Origin of the sequence: Clostridium sp. CMCC3677 (assembly GCF_023845585.1) — a bacterium.
Lineage (GTDB): Bacteria > Bacillota > Clostridia > Clostridiales > Clostridiaceae > Clostridium > Clostridium aquiflavi.
In genome coordinates this window covers 19,612-42,605 of the sequence record NZ_JAMQHS010000016.1, presented here as the reverse complement: position 1 = coordinate 42,605, position 22,994 = coordinate 19,612, and the positions used below count along the sequence as shown (strand labels likewise).

The 22,994-nt window shown below is 27.4% G+C and carries 22 protein-coding genes; 12 read left to right on the top strand and 10 right to left on the bottom strand.

From position 1 onward, the window contains the following. Positions 1–514 precede the first annotated feature (514 nt). The 7 genes from gyrA to dnaA all read right to left on the bottom strand — a co-directional run bounded on the left by gyrA (position 515) and on the right by dnaA (position 9,453). A complete protein-coding gene (gene gyrA, locus NG901_RS15615; protein ID WP_252216631.1) occupies positions 515–3,064 on the bottom strand; it encodes a DNA gyrase subunit A in 2,550 nt (849 codons plus the stop codon). A 22-nt stretch (positions 3,065–3,086) separates the two neighbouring features. Beyond that, complete coding sequence (gene gyrB / locus NG901_RS15610) at positions 3,087–4,994, bottom strand: DNA topoisomerase (ATP-hydrolyzing) subunit B (protein ID WP_252216624.1); 1,908 nt, start codon at positions 4,992–4,994, stop codon at positions 3,087–3,089. 47 nt (positions 4,995–5,041) lie between these two features. After that, positions 5,042–5,302, bottom strand: a complete 261-nt coding sequence (gene remB / locus NG901_RS15605) for an extracellular matrix regulator RemB (protein ID WP_252216622.1) — start codon at positions 5,300–5,302, stop codon at positions 5,042–5,044. 14 nt (positions 5,303–5,316) lie between these two features. Continuing rightward, positions 5,317–6,402 carry a DNA replication/repair protein RecF gene (recF, locus tag NG901_RS15600; protein WP_252216619.1) on the bottom strand — a complete coding sequence of 362 codons (1,086 nt, stop codon included), beginning with the start codon at positions 6,400–6,402 and terminating at the stop codon, positions 5,317–5,319. Positions 6,403–6,476: 74 nt separating this feature from the next. After that, positions 6,477–6,683, bottom strand: a complete 207-nt coding sequence (locus tag NG901_RS15595; RefSeq protein ID WP_252216617.1) for an RNA-binding S4 domain-containing protein — start codon at positions 6,681–6,683, stop codon at positions 6,477–6,479. Between the two features lie 38 nt (positions 6,684–6,721). Beyond that, positions 6,722–7,822: a DNA polymerase III subunit beta gene (gene dnaN / locus NG901_RS15590; RefSeq protein WP_252216609.1), complete on the bottom strand. Its 1,101-nt coding sequence runs from the start codon at positions 7,820–7,822 to the stop codon at positions 6,722–6,724. 260 nt (positions 7,823–8,082) lie between these two features. Next, on the bottom strand, positions 8,083–9,453 hold the full coding sequence (gene dnaA / locus NG901_RS15585; protein WP_252216607.1) for a chromosomal replication initiator protein DnaA: 1,371 nt from the start codon (positions 9,451–9,453) through the stop codon (positions 8,083–8,085). 535 nt (positions 9,454–9,988) lie between these two features. On the opposite strand from dnaA, the gene rpmH reads away from it, so the two are divergent. The 12 genes from rpmH (at position 9,989) to NG901_RS15525 (ending at position 19,906) form a co-directional block, all read left to right on the top strand. Beyond that, positions 9,989–10,123: a 50S ribosomal protein L34 gene (rpmH, locus tag NG901_RS15580; RefSeq protein ID WP_252216606.1), complete on the top strand. Its 135-nt coding sequence runs from the start codon at positions 9,989–9,991 to the stop codon at positions 10,121–10,123. A gap of 62 nt (positions 10,124–10,185) precedes the next feature. After that, positions 10,186–10,563, top strand: coding sequence for a ribonuclease P protein component (gene rnpA, locus NG901_RS15575; protein WP_252216594.1), 378 nt, complete (start codon positions 10,186–10,188; stop codon positions 10,561–10,563). After that, a complete protein-coding gene (yidD, locus tag NG901_RS15570; protein WP_252216637.1) occupies positions 10,535–10,744 on the top strand; it encodes a membrane protein insertion efficiency factor YidD in 210 nt (69 codons plus the stop codon). The genes rnpA and yidD overlap by 29 nt, the downstream gene beginning before the upstream one ends. 25 nt (positions 10,745–10,769) lie before the next feature. Further along, positions 10,770–11,549 carry a membrane protein insertase YidC gene (locus tag NG901_RS15565; RefSeq protein WP_252216592.1) on the top strand — a complete coding sequence of 260 codons (780 nt, stop codon included), beginning with the start codon at positions 10,770–10,772 and terminating at the stop codon, positions 11,547–11,549. A gap of 47 nt (positions 11,550–11,596) precedes the next feature. Continuing rightward, the gene (gene jag, locus NG901_RS15560; RefSeq protein ID WP_252216590.1) at positions 11,597–12,223 is read left to right on the top strand and encodes an RNA-binding cell elongation regulator Jag/EloR; all 627 of its coding nucleotides are present in this window, start codon (positions 11,597–11,599) and stop codon (positions 12,221–12,223) included. A 278-nt stretch (positions 12,224–12,501) separates the two neighbouring features. Next, the gene (mnmE, locus tag NG901_RS15555; protein WP_252216588.1) at positions 12,502–13,872 is read left to right on the top strand and encodes a tRNA uridine-5-carboxymethylaminomethyl(34) synthesis GTPase MnmE; all 1,371 of its coding nucleotides are present in this window, start codon (positions 12,502–12,504) and stop codon (positions 13,870–13,872) included. Between the two features lie 9 nt (positions 13,873–13,881). After that, a complete protein-coding gene (gene mnmG, locus NG901_RS15550) occupies positions 13,882–15,762 on the top strand; it encodes a tRNA uridine-5-carboxymethylaminomethyl(34) synthesis enzyme MnmG (RefSeq protein ID WP_252216573.1) in 1,881 nt (626 codons plus the stop codon). Between the two features lie 16 nt (positions 15,763–15,778). Next, positions 15,779–16,498, top strand: a complete 720-nt coding sequence (rsmG, locus tag NG901_RS15545; RefSeq protein WP_252216570.1) for a 16S rRNA (guanine(527)-N(7))-methyltransferase RsmG — start codon at positions 15,779–15,781, stop codon at positions 16,496–16,498. Between the two features lie 230 nt (positions 16,499–16,728). Beyond that, the gene (gene noc / locus NG901_RS15540) at positions 16,729–17,508 is read left to right on the top strand and encodes a nucleoid occlusion protein (protein WP_252216567.1); all 780 of its coding nucleotides are present in this window, start codon (positions 16,729–16,731) and stop codon (positions 17,506–17,508) included. Between the two features lie 183 nt (positions 17,509–17,691). Beyond that, positions 17,692–18,456 carry a ParA family protein gene (locus tag NG901_RS15535; RefSeq protein ID WP_286673978.1) on the top strand — a complete coding sequence of 255 codons (765 nt, stop codon included), beginning with the start codon at positions 17,692–17,694 and terminating at the stop codon, positions 18,454–18,456. Between the two features lie 12 nt (positions 18,457–18,468). Further along, complete coding sequence (locus tag NG901_RS15530) at positions 18,469–19,347, top strand: ParB/RepB/Spo0J family partition protein (protein ID WP_252216557.1); 879 nt, start codon at positions 18,469–18,471, stop codon at positions 19,345–19,347. A gap of 40 nt (positions 19,348–19,387) precedes the next feature. Further along, complete coding sequence (locus NG901_RS15525) at positions 19,388–19,906, top strand: DUF4446 family protein (RefSeq protein WP_252216552.1); 519 nt, start codon at positions 19,388–19,390, stop codon at positions 19,904–19,906. Positions 19,907–20,165: 259 nt separating this feature from the next. Here the strand turns inward: NG901_RS15525 and yyaC are convergent, their stop codons facing one another. From yyaC to NG901_RS15510, 3 genes are all read right to left on the bottom strand, one after another. Beyond that, positions 20,166–20,768 carry a spore protease YyaC gene (gene yyaC / locus NG901_RS15520; RefSeq protein WP_252216545.1) on the bottom strand — a complete coding sequence of 201 codons (603 nt, stop codon included), beginning with the start codon at positions 20,766–20,768 and terminating at the stop codon, positions 20,166–20,168. Between the two features lie 211 nt (positions 20,769–20,979). Beyond that, positions 20,980–22,137 (bottom strand): aminotransferase class V-fold PLP-dependent enzyme, encoded by a 1,158-nt coding sequence (locus tag NG901_RS15515; RefSeq protein WP_252216543.1) that lies wholly within the window; start codon positions 22,135–22,137, stop codon positions 20,980–20,982. Positions 22,138–22,152: 15 nt separating this feature from the next. Continuing rightward, complete coding sequence (locus NG901_RS15510; RefSeq protein WP_252216542.1) at positions 22,153–22,806, bottom strand: LysE family transporter; 654 nt, start codon at positions 22,804–22,806, stop codon at positions 22,153–22,155. Positions 22,807–22,994 lie beyond the last annotated feature (188 nt).

The window sequence follows — 22,994 nt, the reverse complement described above, 5'->3', positions numbered from 1 at the left end:
GTTTAATCTTGACTTACTCAAATAAAGAATTGCTGGTTTATTTTAATGTTTCTTGATTTCTGTTCAATTTTCAAAGACCAAATTTTCATTGTTGACTTTCTTGTCAACTTTTGTTTTATTGTGTCGCCCTCAAGCGACTTCTTAAGTATATCACTTAAGTTATTTCTTGTCAACAAGTTTTTTTAAGTTGAAATTCAATTTCTAAAAACTTAATTTTCTTAAACTTGTTCATCGCATCTCTCAGCGACGTGTTTTATCTTACCATATATATTATACAGCTCTATTATTGTATAGTTCTATATAGTAAAAATATATATACTATTCTTTATTTTACTTTTATTTTCTTCATATTTCTTATATTGACACGCCAGGATGACATTACTTCTTAGTATATACTTTATATCTCTAAACTAAGCTTTTATTTAGCATTTTATACCTATATAAAACAAAAAAACTATGTAGGAGTAACTAAAATCCTACATAGTTTTTTTATTTTATCACTTAAATTCTTTATCTATTCTATATCAATATCATTTTCACTATGGTCTTCTGCTCTCTCTACTAATTCATCTAAGCTATTATCTTCATTTACTAAATCAATTTCTTCATTAGATTCAAATTCATTTTCTTCTAAATCTTCATCATCACTTTTTAGTATTTTAGCTATAGCAACTATTTTCTCTTCTTCATTAGTTCTCATTAGAGTTACACCCATAGCAGATCTACTTGTTTTTGATATATCTGATACATTTATTCTTATAGCTACACCATTAGTATTGATAAGCATTAATTCATCATCAATCTTACAAACTGTAGCACCAACTAACTTTCCTGTCTTTTCACTTATCTTATAAGTTATAAGACCTACTCCACCCCTATGTTGAATCTTATATTCACTTACAGGAGTTCTCTTACCAAATCCATTTTCACTAATAACTAATAATTCTTCATCATCAACTGCAATATCCATACATACAGCTACATCATCACCTTTTAATGTTATAGCTTTAACTCCAGATGCAGTTCTACCCATATGTCTAACATCTTTTTCATTAAATCTTAATGCATAACCATTTTGAGTAACAAACATTACGTTAGCATCACCATAAGTAATCTTAACTTTTAATAATTCATCATTTTCTCTTAAGTTTATAGCTATTAGTCCATTCTTTCTTAAATTTCTAAATTCATTTAAGTGAGTTTTCTTTACAATACCTTGCTTAGTTCCCATAAATAAATAGCCATCTCTACGCTTATCTGTTACTGTTAATACTGTTTGTATTTTTTCATCTGGTTCAATAGCTATTAAATTAATTATATTGGTTCCCTTTGCTTGCCTTCCAGCATCAGGTATTTCATAAGCTCTTAATTTGTACACTCTACCTCTATTAGTAAAGAATAATACATCTGAATGAGTCGAAGTTATCATTACATGATCTACAAAATCATCTTCCTTCGTTGACATTGCTTGTATTCCTCTTCCACCTCTTCTTTGTGCTGAGTATACATCTGCTGAAATTCTCTTTATATATCCAGATTTAGTTAAAGTTATAACTACATCTTCTTCTTGAATAAGATCTTCTATATTAATTTCATTCATATCTTGTTCAATACTAGTTCTTCTTTCATCTCCATATCTAGCTTTTATTTCTAAAAGTTCATCTTTTATAACTCCTAGTAATTTTTCTTCACTTGCTAATATAGATCTTAAATATTCCATTTGTTTTAATAATTCATCATATTCATCATCAATTTTATCTCTTTCTAACCCTGTTAATCTTCTTAATTTCATTTCTAAGATTGCTTGAGATTGCTTTTCTGAAAGATTAAATTCATCCATTAAAGTATTTTTAGCTATTTCACTTGTAGATGAGTTTCTTATTACACTTATTACTCTATCAATATTATCTAGTGCAATTTTTAAACCTTCTAATATATGCGCTCTAGCTTCTGCCTTATTTAACTCAAATGTAGTTCTTCTTGTTATAACTTCTTTTTGGAAGTCTATATAATGAACTAATACTTCTTTTAAATTTAAAACCCTTGTTTCGTTATTTACTAATGCTAACATAATAACGCCAAAACTATCTTGAAGTTTTGTATGTTTATATAATAAGTTTAATATTATATTTGGATTAGCATCTTTCTTTAATTCGATTACGATTCTCATACCTTCTCTATCTGATTCATCTCTTAAATCAGATATTCCAGTAATCTTTTTATCTTTTACTAATTCAGCAATGTTTTCTATAAGTTTAGCTTTATTAACTTGGTAAGGTATTTCAGTAAATATTATTTTATGTCTACCATTTTCTTCTTCAATATCTGATTTAGCTCTAACTACTATTTTACCTCTTCCAGTTTCATAAGCTGATCTAATCCCTGCATGACCCATTATTGTTGCTCCAGTTGGGAAATCAGGTCCTTTAATTTTAGTCATAAGCTCTAGTACACTAGATTCTGGATTATCTATAAGCATTATTGTGCCATCTATTACTTCTCCTAAATTGTGAGGAGGTATATTAGTTGCCATTCCAACTGCTATTCCTGATGATCCATTAACTAAAAGATTTGGAAATCTAGACGGTAAAACTGTTGGTTCTTCTTCTTCACCATCAAAGTTTGGCATAAAATCAACTGTATTCTTGTTAATGTCTCTTAACATTTCAACAGCTATCTTATTCATCTTTGCTTCTGTATATCTCATTGCTGCAGCACCATCGCCGTCAACAGAACCAAAGTTTCCATGTCCATCTACTAACATATATCTCATTGAGAAATCTTGAGCCATTCTAACTAATGCATCATAAACAGAACTATCTCCATGTGGATGATACTTACCTAAAACGTCTCCGACTATTCTAGCACATTTTCTATATCCCTTTTCAGGTGATAATCCTAAAATTTGCATAGAATATAATATTCTTCTATGAACAGGTTTTAACCCATCTCTAACATCTGGTAATGCACGACCTACTATAACACTCATAGCATAGTCTATATAACATTTTTTCATTTCATTTTTTATATCTACAGATATAATTTTTCCTTCATTAAATTCCATGTACTTCACCTCATATTAAGTACTAAATGTCTAAATTAACAACATTCTTAGCATTTTGCTCTATAAATTCTCTTCTTGGTTCAACTTTTTCTCCCATTAAGATAGTAAATATCTCATCAGCTGCCATTGCATCTTCAATTTCAGCCTTTAATAGAATTCTCTTTGATGGATCCATCGTTGTATCCCATAATTGAGTAGCATTCATTTCTCCTAAACCTTTGTATCTTTGAATATCTACCGAATTATCTTTTCCACCCATATCCTGTAATACTGCATCTAACTCAGCATCAGAATAAGCATATGTTTCTTTTTTACCTTTACCTACTCTAAATAAAGGTGGTTGCGCAATGTATACATGCCCTTGCTCTATTAATTCTCTCATATATCTATAGAAAAATGTTAATAATAATGTTCTTATATGCGCACCATCAACATCGGCATCAGTCATAATTATTATTCTATTATATCTAATTTTTTCAATATCAAAATCTTTTCCTATTCCACCACCAAATGCAGTAACCATTGATCTTATAGTTTCTGAATTTAATATTTTATCTAATCTTTGTTTTTCAACATTCATTATTTTACCTCTTAAAGGTAAAATAGCTTGGAATTTTCTATCTCTACCTTGTTTTGCAGATCCACCAGCTGAATCCCCTTCGACTATATAAATCTCACATTCCCTAGGATCTTTTGATGAACAATCTGCTAATTTCCCAGGTAATGTTGTTCTTTCTAATACAGATTTTCTTGTTAATTCCCTTGCTTTTCTAGCAGCTTCTCTTGCTCTAGCTGCCATTAAAGCCTTATCTATAATTATTTTACTTGTTCCAGGATTCTCTTCTAAGAATATTCCTATATATTCACTAACTATAGAATCTACTATTCCTTTAACTTCACTATTACCCAATTTTGTCTTAGTTTGGCCTTCAAATTGAGGATCTTCAATTTTAACAGATATTACTGCTGTAAGACCTTCTCTTATATCATCACCAGAAAAGTTCTTATCATTTTCTTTTATAAATCCAAATCTTTTTGCATAATCATTAAAAGCTCTAGTTAATGCTGTTTTAAATCCAACTAAATGGGTTCCCCCTTCAATTGTGTCAATATTGTTAGCAAAAGAAAATAAATTTTCTGTATATCCATCATTATACTGTAATCCTAATTCAACTGAAACTTTATCTTTTATTCCTTCTACGTATATAGGCTCTGGATGTAACGGTGTCTTATTTCTATTCAAATAAGATACGAATGATTTTATTCCACCCTCATAATAATAATTTTCTTCTCTATCATTTCTACAATCAATTAATGTTATATTAATACCTTTATTTAAAAAGGCTAATTCTCTTAATCTTTGAGATAATGTATCAAAATCAAATAAAACTTCATCAAATATTTCTGCGTCAGGTTTAAAGTATATTGTTGTACCGCTTTCTTCAGTATTACCAACCTGTTTTAAATCGTAAAGCACTTTACCTTTGCTATACTCTTGTTTCCATATATGTCCTTCTCTTTTTACTGTAACAATACATTTTTCTGAAAGAGCATTAACAACAGAGGCACCAACACCATGTAAACCACCAGATACCTTGTATCCTCCGCCACCAAATTTTCCTCCAGCATGAAGTATTGTCATTATTACTTCAACTGCTGACTTATGCATTTTAGGATGCATACCAACTGGCATTCCTCTTCCATCATCAGATGAAGTAATAGAATTATCTTCATTAATTTTAACTTCTATGTTTTTACAGTATCCAGCTAAAGCCTCATCTATACTATTATCAACTATTTCATATACTAAATGATGTAGTCCCCTAGAACTAGTACTACCTATGTACATACCAGGCCTTTTTCTAACAGCTTCTAACCCTTCAAGTACTTGAATCTGATTTTCATCATATCTTTGATTATTTTGTTCCAAAACAGACTCCTCCTAAATTTAAAAATATTTATAACTAAAATTTTAACTTACGAATTATATTCTATATCAGTTCTTTTAGTTAAAGTTGCAGAAGATATTGGTGAAAGATATATCTTACTCATTTTATTAACTTCAGCAATAACAAAAGATTTAGGTTTTTCATTCGTAATTCTTTGTACAAAGCCATCTTCTTCTGCTAATCTTAAAAATTGTATAGTATCTGAACTATACATAGTATTTTCCAAATCGAATATTCCAATAATATCTTTTATAGGAACTACAACATTTTCTCCTAAATGCAAAAACACTATATATTCCTCCTTTAATTCACTATTTCTCCATTGCATACTTTGAACACTTTAGATTTATCATCTAAGTAATCTTCTAAATCATTTATACCGGTACAAGTAATTATTGTTTGTATATCATTAAGAGTGCTCAATACATATCGCTTTCTATTTATATCAAGCTCAGAAAGAACATCATCAAGTAATAAAATCGGATATTCCTTTGTAATTTCTTTAATAATCTTAAGTGAAGAAAATTTCATAGTTAAAACTGCAGTTCTTTGTTGACCTTGAGAACCAAATTTTTTCACATCTATATTATTTATTAATATATTAAAGTCATCTCTATGCGGGCCTATTGATGTTAATCCTTGTTCTCTATCTCTTAACAAATTACTTCTTAATTTTTCTAGAAAAGCATATTTGAAATTATCTTTAAACTTTATTCCTGAATCATATTTGAAAACTATGTCTTCTTTTCCCGAAGTTATTTCATTATGAATAAATTTTCCATAATAATTTATCTTATCTATATATTCTAACCTTTCTTTAACAATATAATCAGCATATTCTATTAATTGTAAATCATATATCTCTAAAATATCCTTATTAAAATCTCTTGATCTTAAAATTATATTTCTTTCATTCAATATTTTATTGTATTGAACTAGATTAAAATAATATTTTTTATTGATTTGACATAACTCCATATCTAGAAACTTTCTTCTTATCCCAGGAGATTCTTTTATTATTTTTAAATCTTCTGGTGAAAACATAACTACGTTAAAAGTTCCAAAAAGCTCTCCTATTTTATTTATTTTTATAGAATTAACTTTTATAGCTTTTTTACCGTCTCTTAAAATTTTTATATCAATTCTTTTGTCTAATCTTTTTTTTCCTACAAGTAAACTTATATATGCTTCGTTCTCTTTCCAATTTATTAAATCTTTATCTCGTGATGTTCTGTGAGATTTAGCAAATGCACAATAGTAAATTGATTCTAAAATATTAGTCTTACCTTGGGCATTATCACCTATAAACACATTAACACCTTCACTAAGATTTAACTCTGAATTATTATAATTTCTATAATTAACCAACATTATCGCTTTTATATACATAAAATACACCTATAATCAATTATATCATAATAGAAAAGTTATAGCCTGTTTATTAAGAAAATTAAAAAGCTATACTAAACTATTTCAAATTTTTCATCTTTAAATTCTATAACATCTCCAACTTTCAATTTTTTTCCTCTTTGCAAACATATTTCATCATTAACTTTTACTAAACCTTCTTGTATATAAATTTTAGCTTCTGATCCTAGAGAAGCTATTCCACTCCATTTCAAAAATGCATCTAATTTTATAATTTCAGTATTGATCTCAATTTTATTCATAATTTTTGCATAAATATTAATAAATATTTACTTCCTCCTTATCTCATTTGTCTTACTGGTAAAACTAAATATTGAGAATTTTCTCCATTTTTTTCTTTTATGACACATGGACTTACTCCTGATGTCATTTCTAAAATTATCTCATCACTTTCCATATTCTTAAGAACGTCTAATAAATATCTCGAATTAAATGCAATTTCAATTTCATCGCCTTGCAAATTTATTGAGACTTCTTCCCTAACTTTTCCCAATTGAGAATTAGATGTTATTATTACAGTGTCTTCTTTAATGTCTAAATTGATTAAATTATTATTTCCATCTTTGGCCATTAAAGATGCTCTTTCTATACCGTTTTGTAATTCTTCTTTCTTTACGGTGACTAATAATTTATGTTCTTGAGGTAATAATGAAATGTAATTAACAAATTTTCCATCTAGTAATCTTGATATAATTTTAGTATTTTCTAAATTAAATAATATATGATTATTAGTAAATGTTATATCTACATTTTTATCATGATCTTCTAGAATTTTTGATACTTCAACTAATGTCTTTCCTGGGATAACAACCTCTAAATTAATATCATTATCTAAAAATTCACTTCTTATAGCTAATCTATATCCATCAAGTGCAACTAAATTTAAAGTTCTATCTTTAACTTGAAATAATATCCCTTGTAAAATAGGTCTTGCTTCATCTTGTGCAATAGAAAAAGAGGTTCCCTTAATCATATTTTTTAAAATGCTTTCATTAACTTCTACTTTTAAATCTTCGTTAATATTAGGTAATGAAGGGAATTCATCAGCATTCATACATACAACATTGAAAACTGATTTTTCACAAGTAATTTGTATTACATCTTCTTTTATTGTCTCTATTTTTATATCAGAGTTTGGAAGTTTTCTAATAATCTCTCCAAATATTTTAGCATCAATAACTATCTCACCTTTGTCCAAAACATCTGACTTAACTAATGTTTGAATACTAAGATCCATATCTGAACCTATTAATCTTAAACCATCATTAGTAGCATTTATGTAAATACCGTCTAATACTTTCATTGTTGATTTTCCTGTAATAGCTTTTTGAACTATAGAAATACCCTCTAATAATTTATGTTTTTCACATATAAAGATCATAAAAAATCCTCCTTAATTATTCACATATATTTTTAAATTTAATTAGAATAGATATATATTTATATATAATAGTAATAGTAGTAGGGGCTGTTAATTTGTTGATAAGTACTGTAATCCTAGTAATATCAACGGAATTTTATGCAAAAAGATTGTGGATAAGTCGGTAACTAAAAGCATACCTTATCCACAGTTTTCAACATAGTATTATTAAAATATAGTTATCCACAAGTTATTCAATACTTATTATGTACATATGTTAATTAATTTTGAGAAACCTTCTTTGTAATGTCAGAAACAGTATGCTGTAAGTTCTCATCATTCTTTAGATTTTCAGATATTTTTTCATAAGCATGAATTACAGTAGTATGATCTCTACCGCCAAATTCTTCTCCTATTTTCGGTAAAGACATATCTGTTAGTTTTCGGCTTAAATACATAGCTATTTGCCTTGGATAAGCTACATTTCTAGTTCTTCTTTGAGATTTTAAATCATCTATTTTTAAGTTAAAATAATTAGCAACTATTTCTTGAATTGATGCTATAGTTACGTGTTTACCTTGCTTTTTAGAAATTATATCTTTTAATGCTTCTGAAGCTAAATCAACAGTAACTTCTCTATTAGTTAAAGATGAATAAGCAATTATTCTTATTAATGCGCCTTCTAACTCTCTGATATTAGATTTAATTTTTGTAGCAATGTATCCCATAACTTCATTTGCTACTTTTAAATTTTCTACATCGGCTTTTTTCTTAAGAATTGCCATTCTAGTTTCAAAATCTGGTACTTGAATATCAGCAATTAAGCCCCATTCAAATCTAGATCTTAATCTATCTTCTAATGTTGGAATTTCTTTTGGTGGACGATCAGATGATAGAATTATTTGTTTATTTGCGTCATGTAGTTCATTAAAAGTATGGAAAAATTCTTCTTGAGTACGCTCTTTTCCAGCAATGAATTGAATATCATCTATAAGTAAAACATCTACATTTCTGTATTTTTTTCTGAATTCTTCATTTTTATCATCTTTGATGGCGTTTATTAATTCGTTTGTAAATTTTTCTGAAGAAACATAAACGACTTTAGCTTTAGTGTTATTTTGTAAAATATAGTGTCCGATTGCATGCATTAAATGCGTTTTGCCAAGTCCAACGCCTCCATATATAAATAAAGGATTGTACGCTTTAGCAGGAGCTTCAGCAACGGCAAGTGAAGCTGCATGAGCAAATCTATTGCTATTACCTATTACAAATGAATTAAAAGTATATTTAGGATTTAAAGTTGAAGACATTTCATCATTTACAACTATATTTCTTCTAGAATTTTTATTCATACTTTTACTAGAGTTATCATTACTATTTAATTCATCTTCATTATTAAGATCTGATTCTATTAAAAATTCTATATCATATAATTTAGAACAAACAGCTTCTATAGAATTAGCAACCAAACTTTTATATCTTTTGTCTAGAATATCTTTAGTAAAAGAATTTGGAACGCTTATTTTTATACTTTTATCAGATATAGAAATAGGTTCACAACTTTTAATCCAAGTATTGAAACTGACTTCACTCATTTCACTTTTTACTATATTCAAGGTTTTTTCCCATAATTTATTTAGGTCAGCATCCATCTCTATCCTCCAAATATTATTAAAAAAAAATTTTTTTTAAGGTATATATAAATTATTAACAAGATATTAACAATATAATAAACAATATATTTTAATTGTTGACTAAGCGAATAAACTTATACACATGTGGATAACTTATTTAGAAAAAAAATTAAACTATATACTTATCAACAATTATAAAAAATAGATATAAACATCAATCGATAGTATATAATTTCAATTATAGTGAGAAAATATAAAATAATTTTAAAAAATAAAATTAAAAGTAAACAAGTTATTCACATATTTATCCACAGCTGTGGATAAATATTTATTAAATTAAGTTATTCACAGTTATAGTATTTATAATATCATAAGTAAACAGGGAGATTCAATAAGTTATCCACAAAAATATTATGTTTAATAAATATTTATCAACAATAGACTGTATCTTGACAGAAAATTAGGATATATATATAATAGAAAAGTAATTTTAAAATAACCGCAAAGTATAGTTTTTACTATAAATAATAAAAATTAAGGGGGTGCATTTTAAATGTTCATGACTTATCAACCAAAAAAGAGACAAAGAAAAAAGGAACATGGCTTCAGAAAAAGAATGAGCACTCAATCAGGAAGAAACATTCTTAGAAATAGAAGACAAAAAGGAAGAAAAAAATTAACAGCATAAGGGCCGCATTAAGTGGCCTTTTTTCTGCAAATGCAGGAAAAAAGGAGTAATGGAAATACCGTATGATTTATAGATTAAAAAAAAATATAGAATTTATAATTGTATATAGAAGAGGGAAATCATTTGCTAATAAGACTTTGGTTCTATATGTATTGAAAAATAAAAGAAACAAAGACAAAGATGGTATCGCATATAGTAAAGTGGGAATTTCTGTAAGTAAAAAAGTTGGAAACAGTGTTGTTAGAAGTAAATGTAAGAGATTATTAAGCGAGAGCTTTAGATTAAATTATAATAATATATTAAAAGGATATGATTGTGTGTTTGTAGCAAGAAATCCTATGAGAGATAGTAATTATTTTGAAACTGAAAAGGCGATGAAGAATTTAATTAAAAAGGCAGGCTTATATTATGATGAAAAAAGTTGTATTAAGTCTAATTAAATTTTATAGAAAATCTATTTCACCTGGGAGAAGTCCATGTTGTAGATTTACGCCAACTTGCTCACAGTATGCATTGGATGCCATAAATAAGTACGGTGTTATTAAAGGAAGTTTAATGGCTCTGTATAGAATTTTAAGGTGTAATCCTTTTTGTAAAGGTGGGTATGATCCTGTAAAGTAATGAAGTTTAGGAGGTATAGATTTTAATGTTTGAAAAGATAATTCAGTTTATGGCTAATATATTCAATTATCTACATGATTCCATCTTAAACCTAGGTGTTTCAGATGTTGGATTATCGTATGTGTTAGCGATTCTTATATTTACATTAATGATTAGACTACTTATATTGCCACTTAACATAAAAGCAGCAAAGTCTACTCAGAAAATGCAAGCGGTTCAACCGCAAATGAAAAAGATTCAAGAAAAATATAAGAGTAATCCAGAAAAATTAAATGAAGAAATGAGAAAATTTTATAAAGAAAATAATGTTAGTTTAACTGGAGGATGTGTTCCATCATTATTACCATTACCAATATTAATGGCTTTATATTATGTATTCTTTAGAATAGAAGGCATGAATGGAGCATCATTTTTATGGATTGCAGATTTAGGTGCTAGAGATAAGACGATGATATTACCTATTTTAGCAGCCTTATCAACATACTTACCATCTTACTTAATGACAAAAGCTACTCCAATGGACGATTCACCTATGAATATGGGTACTATGAGCTTAGTTATGGCAGTAATGATGGGAGTTATGTCAATAAACTTTAAATCAATATTAGTTTTATATTGGATAATAGGAAATGTTATTCAAACTATACAAACATATTTCTTAAATTATTTACCAGCTAAGAAAAAGGTTGCATTAGCAGCTGCAGAAACAGCTGTTTCAGAATCTTCAGATTCTAGTTTTTCTATGATTGTTGAAGAACCTAAGAATTTAGCTAGTACAAAGAAGAAAAGTAAAAAGAAAAAATAATTTTTTAATATATACTTTCTTTATATAATAAGGTGGTGAATTAGGGAATGAGATCAGTGGAATTAGAGGGGAAAAATGTTGAAGAAGCCTTAAATAAAGCTTTACTTGAGTTAAATACAACAAAAGATATGGTAGATGTTGAGGTTTTACAACGTGGTTCAAAAGGGTTATTTGGCTTTATAAGTACTAAACGAGCTAGAATAAAAGTAACCTTAAAACATAACTATATTGATGATATAAGAAATTTTATAAACAAAATTCTTGATTCTATGGGCATAAAGGCAGAAATAGATATTAAGGAACAAGATAATGTGATAAATATAAGTTTGTCAGGTGATAAACTAGGCTTGCTTATCGGCTATAGGGGAGAGACCTTAGATTCATTACAATGCCTTATTTCTTTAATGATTAACAAAGATAGCAGCATTCAATATAAAAGAATCGTACTTGATATAGAGAATTATAGAAAAAAGAGAGAAGAAACTCTCAAGAATGTTGCAAATAAAACTGCTGAAAAAGTAAAGAGAACGGGCAGACTATTTAGACTAGAACCGATGAATCCTTATGAAAGAAGAATAATTCATTCAGCTTTACAAGATAATTCATTTGTTAACACTTATAGTGAAGGAAAAGAACCTTTTAGAAGAGTTGTTGTAGAACTTAAAAAGAATTAAAAAGGAAAGCCTTGATGAGGCTTTCCTTTTTGGTTTTAATTTAATATATAGCTATATTTTAAACATATTTTGATATATATAGTAGGTAAAGTGGCATTGTAATTGGACTTTACTCATTTTAGTATTCATAAGTTCAATTACTTAGTTTAATTTACTTATGCAGATATCAATAATTTGATAAAATAGAGCTAATGCATGTGATTTTGACTAATTCGATATTCATTGGTTATAATAATACAAATAAATCACAAAATTAATAACATGAGGAGAATCAGATTATGAGAGAATTTGATACCATTTGTGGTATAGCAACCCCTATTGGTGAGGGTGGAGTTTCTATTATTAGAATTTCTGGAAGTAAAGCATTAGATATAATTAGCAAAATATTTGTTAGTAAAAATAATATAGATTTAAAACAAATGAAAACTTATACTATGAGATATGGACATATTATAGAGCTTGAGAGTAAAGATGTAATTGACGAGGTTATTATAAGCTATATGAAGGGACCTCATAGCTATACTACTGAGGATATAATAGAAATTAACTGTCATGGTGGTGTTATATCAACAAATAGTGTAATGAATCAGGTTATTAAAGCGGGTGCAAGAGTTGCAGAACCAGGAGAATTTACAAAGAGAGCATTTTTAAATGGTAGAATTGATTTAAGTCAAGCTGAAGCAGTTATTGATATAATAAAAGCTAAAACAGATTTATCTATGAAGTCAGCACTTATGCAAAGTGGTGGAGTTTTATCAAAGCAAATTAAAGAAATAAGACAATATTTATTAAATACCTTAGCACTAATTGAGTACGGAGTAGATTTTACAGAAGACGATGAAGATATTGATGATACTTTAGTTTTAAGGGTTAAAGATGGAATAAAAACTACTATTTTAAAAGTTAAGGAACTATTAAAAGGGGCAGATGAAGGTAAAATAATTAGAGATGGTCTTAATGTTGTTATTATTGGTAAGCCTAATGTAGGAAAATCATCTTTACTTAATGTGCTATTAAAAGAAAAAAGAGCTATAGTAACAGATATTCCTGGTACTACAAGAGATATAATCGAAGAGTATTTAAATATAGATGGTATACCTATAAAAATAACTGATACAGCAGGGATAAGAGAGACTGAGGACACAGTTGAGAAGATAGGCGTTGAAAGATCTAGAGAAAAGATTGAAGAAGCAGATCTAATTATTTTAATATTAGATTCATCTAGAGAGTTGGAAGAGGAAGATAAGGAAATAATTAATACTATAAAAGACAAGAATCACATAGTATTATTAAATAAAACGGATTTAGATAGAAAAATAGCAGATATTGATTTGGATAATCAAATAAATATTTCAGCTAAAACTGGTTATGGAATTGATGAATTAAAAAATAAAATAAAAGAGTTATTTTTTAGTGGAGATATAAATAGTGAGAGTTTAATAGTCTCTAATGTTAGACATAAGCAAGCATTATATAGATCATTGGAAAATTGTGAAGTAGCATTAGATAGAGTCAATGCTAATGAATTTTTAGATTTAATTTCTATTTATGTAACGTCAGCAATGAAAGCACTTGGGGAAATAACAGGTGATGAATTAGAAGAGGATGTATTAAACAAGATTTTTAGTGAATTTTGTGTAGGAAAGTAGGAGTGGTATATGAAATATAATTATGAAGCAGGGGAATTTGATGTAGTAGTAGTTGGTGCTGGTCATGCAGGATGTGAAGCGGCATTAGCATCTGCTAGAATGGGATTAAATACTTTAATTTGTACTATAAATTTAGATTCAATAGCTATGATGCCATGTAATCCTAATATAGGGGGAACTGCTAAAGGTCATTTAGTTAGAGAAATTGATGCATTAGGCGGAGAAATGGGAGTGAATATAGACCATACATTCATTCAATCAAGAATGCTAAATACGTCTAAAGGACCAGCAGTTCATTCATTAAGAGCACAAGCTGATAAAAAAGACTATCAATTTAGAATGAAGAGAGTATTAGAAGAACAAGAAAATCTTCAAATAAGGCAAATTGAGGTTACTGAGCTTTTAGTTGAAGATAATAAAATAACAGGCGTTATTACTAAAAATGGAGGGATTTTTAGAGCTAAGGCTGTAATTTTATCTACAGGTACATATCTAAAAGGAAAGATAATAATAGGTGAAGTTAGTTATTCTGGGGGGCCAAATGGTTTATTCCCAGCCAATGATTTATCACAATCTTTATTAGATTTAGGAATTTCATTAAGGAGATTTAAAACTGGAACTCCAGCAAGAATCAATAGAAGATCTGTAGATTTTTCTAAAATGATTGAACAACCAGGTGATGATAAAATAGTACCTTTCTCATTTATGAGCAAAAATATAGATAAAGAACAAATATCTTGTTATTTAACATACACTAATGAACAAACTCATAATGTGATTAAGGAAAACATAGGAAGATCACCAATATATAATGGAAGTATTAAGGGAGTAGGTCCTAGATATTGTCCATCAATTGAAGACAAAGTAATGAGATTTCCTGATAAATTACAACATCAAATATTTGTTGAGCCAGAAGGTCTAGACACTCTAGAAATGTATGTAGGGGGGATGTCTTCATCTTTACCAGAAGAAGTTCAATTAAAAATGATGAGAACATTACCTGGATTAGAAAATGTAGAAATAATGAGAACTGCATATGCAATTGAATATGATTCTGTAGATCCTACTGAATTAGAACCAACATTAGAATTTAAAAATGTTGAAGGTTTATATGGTGCTGGCCAATTTAATGGTAGCTCAGGCTATGAAGAAGCAGGTGCGCAAGGATTAGTAGCTGGTATAAATGCTGCATTAAAAATCAAAGGCGAAGAACCAATGATATTAACTAGATCAGATGCATACATAGGAGTTCTTATAGATGATTTAGTTACTAAGGGTACTAATGAACCATATAGAATGATGACATCTAGAGCTGAGTATAGATTAATTTTAAGACAAGATAATGCAGATTTTAGATTAACTGAGATAGGAAAAAAAGTAGGATTAGTTACAGATGAAAGATATGAGACTTTCTTAAATAGAAAAAATACAATTGAAAATGAATTAGAAAGATTAAAGAAATTACAAATAACTAATAAAAGAGAAACAAATGAATTTTTACTATCAGTAGGATCAGCTGAACTAAAAAAACCTATAAGTTTTTATGAATTAATAAAAAGACCAGAAGTTGACTATTTTAGCTTAAAGGATTTAGATGCAGAAAGGCAAGAATTTTCAGAAGATATTGGTGAACAAATAAATATAATTGCTAAATATGAAGGATATATAAGTAACCAACTTGAACAAGTAGCTCAATTTAGAAAATTTGAGAAGAAACTATTACCTAAGGATATAGACTATAGTAATGTAAAAGGCTTAAGAACAGAGGCAGAACAAAAATTAAATAGTATAAAACCTATAAGTATAGGTCAGGCATCACGTATTTCAGGGGTATCTCCAGCAGATATATCTGTATTACTTATTTATCTTGAACATTATTATAATAAATAATTTATTGGAGGTATTTATGAAATTTTATGATTTAATGTGCAAAGCGGCACAAGATGTAGGGTTAGAATTATCAAAAGAGCAATATGAGAAGTTTATAATATATAAAAATCTTCTTCAAGAATGGAATGAGAAAGTAAATTTAACAGCTATTACAGAAGATGAAGAGATAATAAAGAAACACTTTATAGATTCAATTAAGGCATTTAAGAGGGATGAATTTAAAAAGGCAAGTACTTTAATAGATGTAGGTACAGGAGCAGGTTTTCCAGGGATACCAATAGCTATTATGAATGAAAACATACAAGTTACTTTGCTAGATTCATTAAATAAGAGGGTTAATTTCTTGAATTTAGTAACAGAAAAATTAGGATTAAAAAATGTAGTTACTATTCATTCAAGAGCGGAAGATGGAGCTAGACAAAAAAATCTTAGAGAATCTTTTGATATAGCAACATCTAGAGCAGTTGCAAATATGAGTGTTTTATCAGAGTTTTGTTTGCCATATGTTAAAATTAATGGTCACTTTATAGCTTTAAAAGGACCATCAGTGGAAGAAGAAATAAAGGATGCAGATAAGGCTATAGCTACGTTAGGAGGGCAACTACTAGATATATGTGAAGTTGAAATTGAAGATACTGAATTAAAACATAACTTAGTTATTGTTAAGAAGATAAAAGAGTGTCCTAAAGTATATCCACGAAAAGCAGGAAATGTTACTAAAAAGCCTATAAAATAGTGTGAATATAATTTTACAATTATTTACATAAGTTTCATTATTATAATAATTAATTTATATTTTATAGATTTATTCAGATATAGTTTGCAGATTATTGGATAATATTAATAAATTTGTTTTATAAAACAATTAACAAATTAAAGGAAAAATGTAGCTATTATAGAATATAAATGATATGATTTTGGTATTGAAATTGTTATATTAACTTAATAGGGGATGGGTTTAGATACATGAATAATGAAATAATCAAGATAGATATAGATAAGATAGTTCCTAATCTATATCAACCACGTAAATATTTTAATGAAGAGGCAATTGAGGAATTGTCACAATCAATAAAACAACATGGTATTATACAACCAATAACAGTTAGAAAAATCGGTGAAACTTATGAACTTGTAGCAGGAGAGCGTAGATTAAGAGCTGCTAAAGTGGCTGAGTTGGATGTAGTTCCATGTAATATAGTAGATATAACTGATTCAGAATCAGCAGAAATAGCATTATTAGAGAATCTTCAAAGAGAAGATTTAAATTATATTGAAGAAGCAGAGGCTTATAGTAATTTACTTAATGATCATAATTTTACTCAAGAAGATTTAGCTAAAAGAATAGGAAAAAAACAATCTACTATTGCTAATAAGTTAAGATTATTAAAACTAGATCCTAAGGTGAGACAAATGTGTCTTGAAAATAAACTAACTGAACGACATTCTAGGGCTCTTTTAAGTTTACCTAATGCAGAGCTTCAATTTAAAGTTGTTTCTAAGGTAGTAAAAGACGGACTTAATGTGAAGAATACAGAAGAATTAATTAATAAGGAATTGCTTAAACTAGCAGGAAAACAGTTAAATAAGAAAAGAACTAATATAAAAGCTACTTTACCAGCTAAATTGTATGTAAATACAATAAAACAAGTATTTAAGAAATTTAACATACCTGCTGAATATGATTGTACGGATTCAGATGAGTTTATTGAAGTAACAGTTAAAATTCCAAAGAATAATAAGTAATTGATTAGCTGAAATTATTACTTATTTATGACTTTTTAGTATTAATAGTATATAAACTAAGAAAAATTTTATTTTTTCAGGTTTATATACTATTTTTTTATTACATTATTCTTTTATTATTTATGGAATATATATATAATGTTAATATGGGAGAGGGGGTGTAGGCTCTTATAGGGCTTAATTATGAAAACAATTTGTGTTTTTAATCAAAAAGGTGGAGTTGGTAAGACAACTACGAATATAAATTTATGTGGTTATTTAGCTATGGCAGGACATAGAGTTTTAACAATCGATATTGATCCTCAAGGAAATACTACAAGTGGTCTTGGTCTTGATAAAAGAAATCTTAATGTATCAATGTATGATGTTTTAACAACAGATATACCTATAAAAGAGTCAATATTAAGAACTGATTTAGTTGAAAATTTATTTATAGCACCTTCTACTATGGAGCTTGCAGGAGCTGAAATAGAAGTTATAGGAAAAGAAAATAGAGAAAATATAATGAAAAACAAATTAAAAGAAATTGAATCAGAATACGATTATGTATTAATAGATTGTCCACCATCATTGGGATTACTAACTATAAATGCATTAACATGCTCAGATTCTGTTTTAATTCCTATTCAATGTGAATTCTATGCATTAGAAGGTGTAAGCCAATTAGTTAATACTATTCAATTAGTTAAAAAATCTTTAAATAAGAACTTGGAAATTGAAGGTGTAATCATGACTATGTATGATTACAGAACTAATCTTAGCAATGAAGTATTTAATGAAGTAAAAAAATACTTTAAAAGCAAAGTATACGAAACAACTATTCCAAGAAACATAAGACTCGCAGAAGCACCAAGTTTTGGATTGCCTATTATGTTATATGATGATAAGTGTAAGGGTGCAGAAGCTTATGTTAAATTAACCAAAGAATTTTTATCTAAACAGGAATAGGAGGAAATGAAAATGGTAAAAAAATTTGGACTAGGTAAGGGATTAGGTGCACTTATACCAGATGAAATAGATGAAAATATTAAGCAAGAAGATATCATTGATAACAGTAAATCAAATAATATGCTTATATCACTAAACAAAATACGAAGTGATAAGGAACAACCAAGAAAAGCATTTGATTCTGAAAAAATAGTAGAATTAGCTCAATCAATAAAACAACATGGTATAATTCAACCTTTAATAGTAAGACAAGTAAACAAAAGTGAATTTGTAATTGTAGCTGGTGAAAGAAGATGGAGAGCTGCTAAAATAGCAGGATTAAAAGAACTTCCTTGCATAACAATGGATATAAGTGATAAAGATATATTAGAAATATCTTTAATTGAAAATATTCAAAGAGAAGATTTAAATCCAATTGAAGAAGCACTAGCTTATAAAAAATTATTAGAGGACTTTAGAATAACACAATCTGAATTAAGTAATAGAATTGGAAAATCTAGAGTTACAATTGCAAATACAATGAGATTAATTAATTTAGATGAAAGAGTTCAACAATACTTAATTGAAGGAATTATCACAGAAGGACATGGTAGAACATTGCTTGCAATAGATAATAATGATTTACAGTATGAATTAGCTCAAAAAGTAATTGACAATAAATTATCTGTTAGAGAATTAGAGAGATTAATTAAAAATATAAATAGTGAAAAAGCAAATAAAGAACCATTAAAAGAATTAAATCCATATTATAAGGATGTACGTAATCAACTACAGAATTATTTTGGTACTAAGGTAAATATTCTAGATAAAAAAAATAAAGGAAAGATAGAAATAGAGTACTATTCTGAAGAAGATTTACAAAGAATTTTAGACATTATTAATATACAGTAAAATGTTTCACGTGAAACATTTAGTGAAAGGAATGACCTAGTTGGAAAAATTATTTGGGATAATTAATCAAATAACACCATATCTAATTATAGGTATGATAGTTATAATTGTTTTATTATTTATTTTAATTTTTGTATTAATTAATTCAATAAACAAATTAGAAAGTAAATACAGAAGATTAATGAGAGGCACAAATGGTAAAAACTTAGAAGAATTGTTGCTTGAAAAGCTAGATAGTATTGATGATATTAGAGAAACAGCCGAAAATACTTTAAATGAATGCAGTAAGCTAGAAACAAAGATAAAGGATTGCGTTCAAAAAGTTGCTATTATGAGATATAAAGCTTTTGAAAACGTAGGTAGTGACTTAAGTTTTTCAATTGCTATGCTAGATGATAATAATGATGGAATATTATTAACTGGAATTTATGCACGAGAAGAAAGTACAACATATGCAAAACCAATTGATAAGGGAATATCAAGATATGATCTTTCAGAAGAAGAGCTTTATGTATTAAACGAAGCTGCTAATAAATATGAAAATAAAAAACATAAATAATCTATATTACTAAAAAGAGCTAGTTTGAAATATAATATATTTCAAACTAGCTCTTTTTATAGAAAAGTATAAAATTACTGGATTTGAAAAACAATCCAATAAGTGATATGGAAATTTATTTGAAAGTTAAATTCAGTAAATTTTGAGTAGATTTGAGCTTATGTAATTACATAAGCTCAAAATAATAACTTTCAACTTTATATCTTGGTTTTCAACTTGAAATTTAGTAGTTACATTTTTAGCGTATAAAAATATAATATTAATTATAATTGTTAGGAAAAGATATTACATGATTGTTTGACGTATAGTCATTAGTAGATTTTGTTTTTAAAGTAAAATGATATATAGCTTTTGAAATTATATCTGCAATCATTGTAACAGTATATAATCTAGTGTTTTGCAAAACTAGAAAATCAAAATTACTAGAAATATTAACTATACCAGTTATAGAAATGTCTCCAACTGCTGGAAGGTCTTTATTTAAGGCTTTTCCAGGATAAAGAGGCTTTCTATCTATAAAAATTTTCCCAATATTATTTATTTTGCCTAAGCAAGAATCTATTGCAATAATAAAAGGATTATTAAACTTTATATTTATTTCATTTATTCTTTGAATTAAATTTTTTGAATGAATTGGATTTTTTAAATTTCCACATATATGAATGTTATCATAAGATAAAAATTCAAGTTTATATCCAATTAAAGGGCCTAAACAATCACCTGTTGATCTATCAGTTCCTATGCAGAGAAAAACAATATTCCTTTTTTCGTCTAATATTGGTTTCAACTCTGAAAATAAATAATCACATATTTTTATATATGAAGTAGAAACACTTGAATCTATAGAAAATGAATTTTTCATATAAAACCTCCCTTTAAAGAAATTATTTCCTTTAAAGGGAGGTTTTATTCAGAATTTATGCTTATAATAAAATTAAAATACATTTAAAAATAAGTAATCCTATTTTAGGCTCTGTTTTAAGACAATATTGATATATGCATAAGTAAAGGTGGAATAAGTAATTAAACTTAGGAATACTAAAAATGAGTATAACACCACTACAATGCTACCTTTATATATATTTATCTTTGGCAATTTTATTTAAAATTTTCAATGTATAATCAATATCTTCAATAGAATTAAAATTACTAATACTAAGTCGTACTGTTCCGTCAGGATATGTACCAATTGTTTTATGTGCTAATGGAGCACAATGTAATCCAGTTCTGGTTTTAATGTTATTACATTCTAAATAATAACCTGTTTCTGAAGTATCTAAGTTATTTATGTTGATAGATACACAAGTTGTAGAATTATTACCAGTTGTATCTCCATAAACATTTAAGTCATTTATATTTAATAAACCTTGAAGTAGATGCTTTAATAAATAATTATTATGTTCATAAATATTATTGATACCAACTGAATTTATATATTTAATTCCTTCAGCTAATCCAACAATTCCAGGCATGTTTAGTGTACCAGATTCAAATTTATCAGGTAAAAATTCTGGCTGAGTTAACGAGTATGATGAACTGCCAGTGCCACCTTGAATAAAAGATTCACATGATTCATTTAATTTATTATCTAATATGAATCCGCCAATTCCTTGAGGACCAAACAAGCTTTTATGTCCTGTAAAACATACCGCATTTGCATTTATTTCTTTCATATTAAGATTAATCACTCCAGCACCTTGGGATGAATCTACAATAAAAAATATATTATTTTTTTTACAAATTTCCCCTACAGATTTTAAATCTTGAATTGAACCAATTACATTTGAAGCTTGAGTAAGAATTATAAGTTTTGTATTAGATTTTATCTTATTTTCAATATCGATAGGATTTACAAAACCTCGTGTATTTGCATTTATTATATCAATTTCTATATTTAACTTTTCTTTTGCATAAAATAGTGGTCTTATTACAGAATTATGTTCCATAGATGAGGTAATAACATGATCACCACATTTTAAAAGACCTTTGATAAGTGTATTTAAAGATGTAGTTACATTGTTAGTAAATATAACATTTTGTGAACTATTAAATCCAAAAAAATTACAAACAGTTTCTCTAGCTTCATAAAGCAATTTATTACTTTCTATTGAGTTTACGTAATTTCCTCTGCCTGAATTTCCACCCACGTTAATCATATAATTATACATCGCATCAACAACTTGTCTTGGCTTAGGAAAAGTCGTTGATGAATTATCTAAATAGACTTCCATACTAAAATATCACCTCTAAAAAATAAATTTTAATAATCCCCATATAATAAATAGTATACTTAATATAAAAAGAAAATAATTTAAAACTTTTGATGTTTTGTTACAAAAATCATCTTTACACATTTTTATTCCTTTTATGCTTAATAAATTAAGAATAAAAAACCAAGTTAAGCTTCCGACTATCATTGCTAATAAAGCAAAAGTAAAATAAACTCGTCCATGTAATCTCCACACGCTTAAAATTGTACCACTTAAAGCAATCCATAATGATGGTGTAGTAGGATTTAAAAAAGTTATAAAAAAGCCAGCTAAAAAACTATTGGAAGAACGTGAATTAGATATATTTATTGATTTAGAATTTAAGTTATTATTACTTTTATTATTAGACATATTATTAAACAGCAATAAAACAAATCCTGAAATGATCCAAAATAATCCTTCAAACTTTCTATTGTTATTTAGCATGTTAAATAATCCTAAATTTATTATTATTATATATAAAAGATCTGCTGATACGGCGCCAAGTGATACTTTATATCCTTCTTTAAACCCATGAGAAATAGACCTATTAATAGCTTCTAATCCGGAAGGACCTAAAGGAATAGCAGATACAAATCCAGTCATAAAACCTATTAGTAATGGTTTAAAAATCATAAATAAGTATAACATTTTAATCTCCCTTTAATTTTAGTCATATATAATTATAATGTAATATGATAAATTAATCATTAAAATTAAGTACATAATTATAATTGGGTTTATTTTAGCAGAGCATTGATATATACATAAGTAGTGTGGAACAGAATTTTTAAAGTTTAATTACAATTTCACTATACGTATTATATATAAATACATAT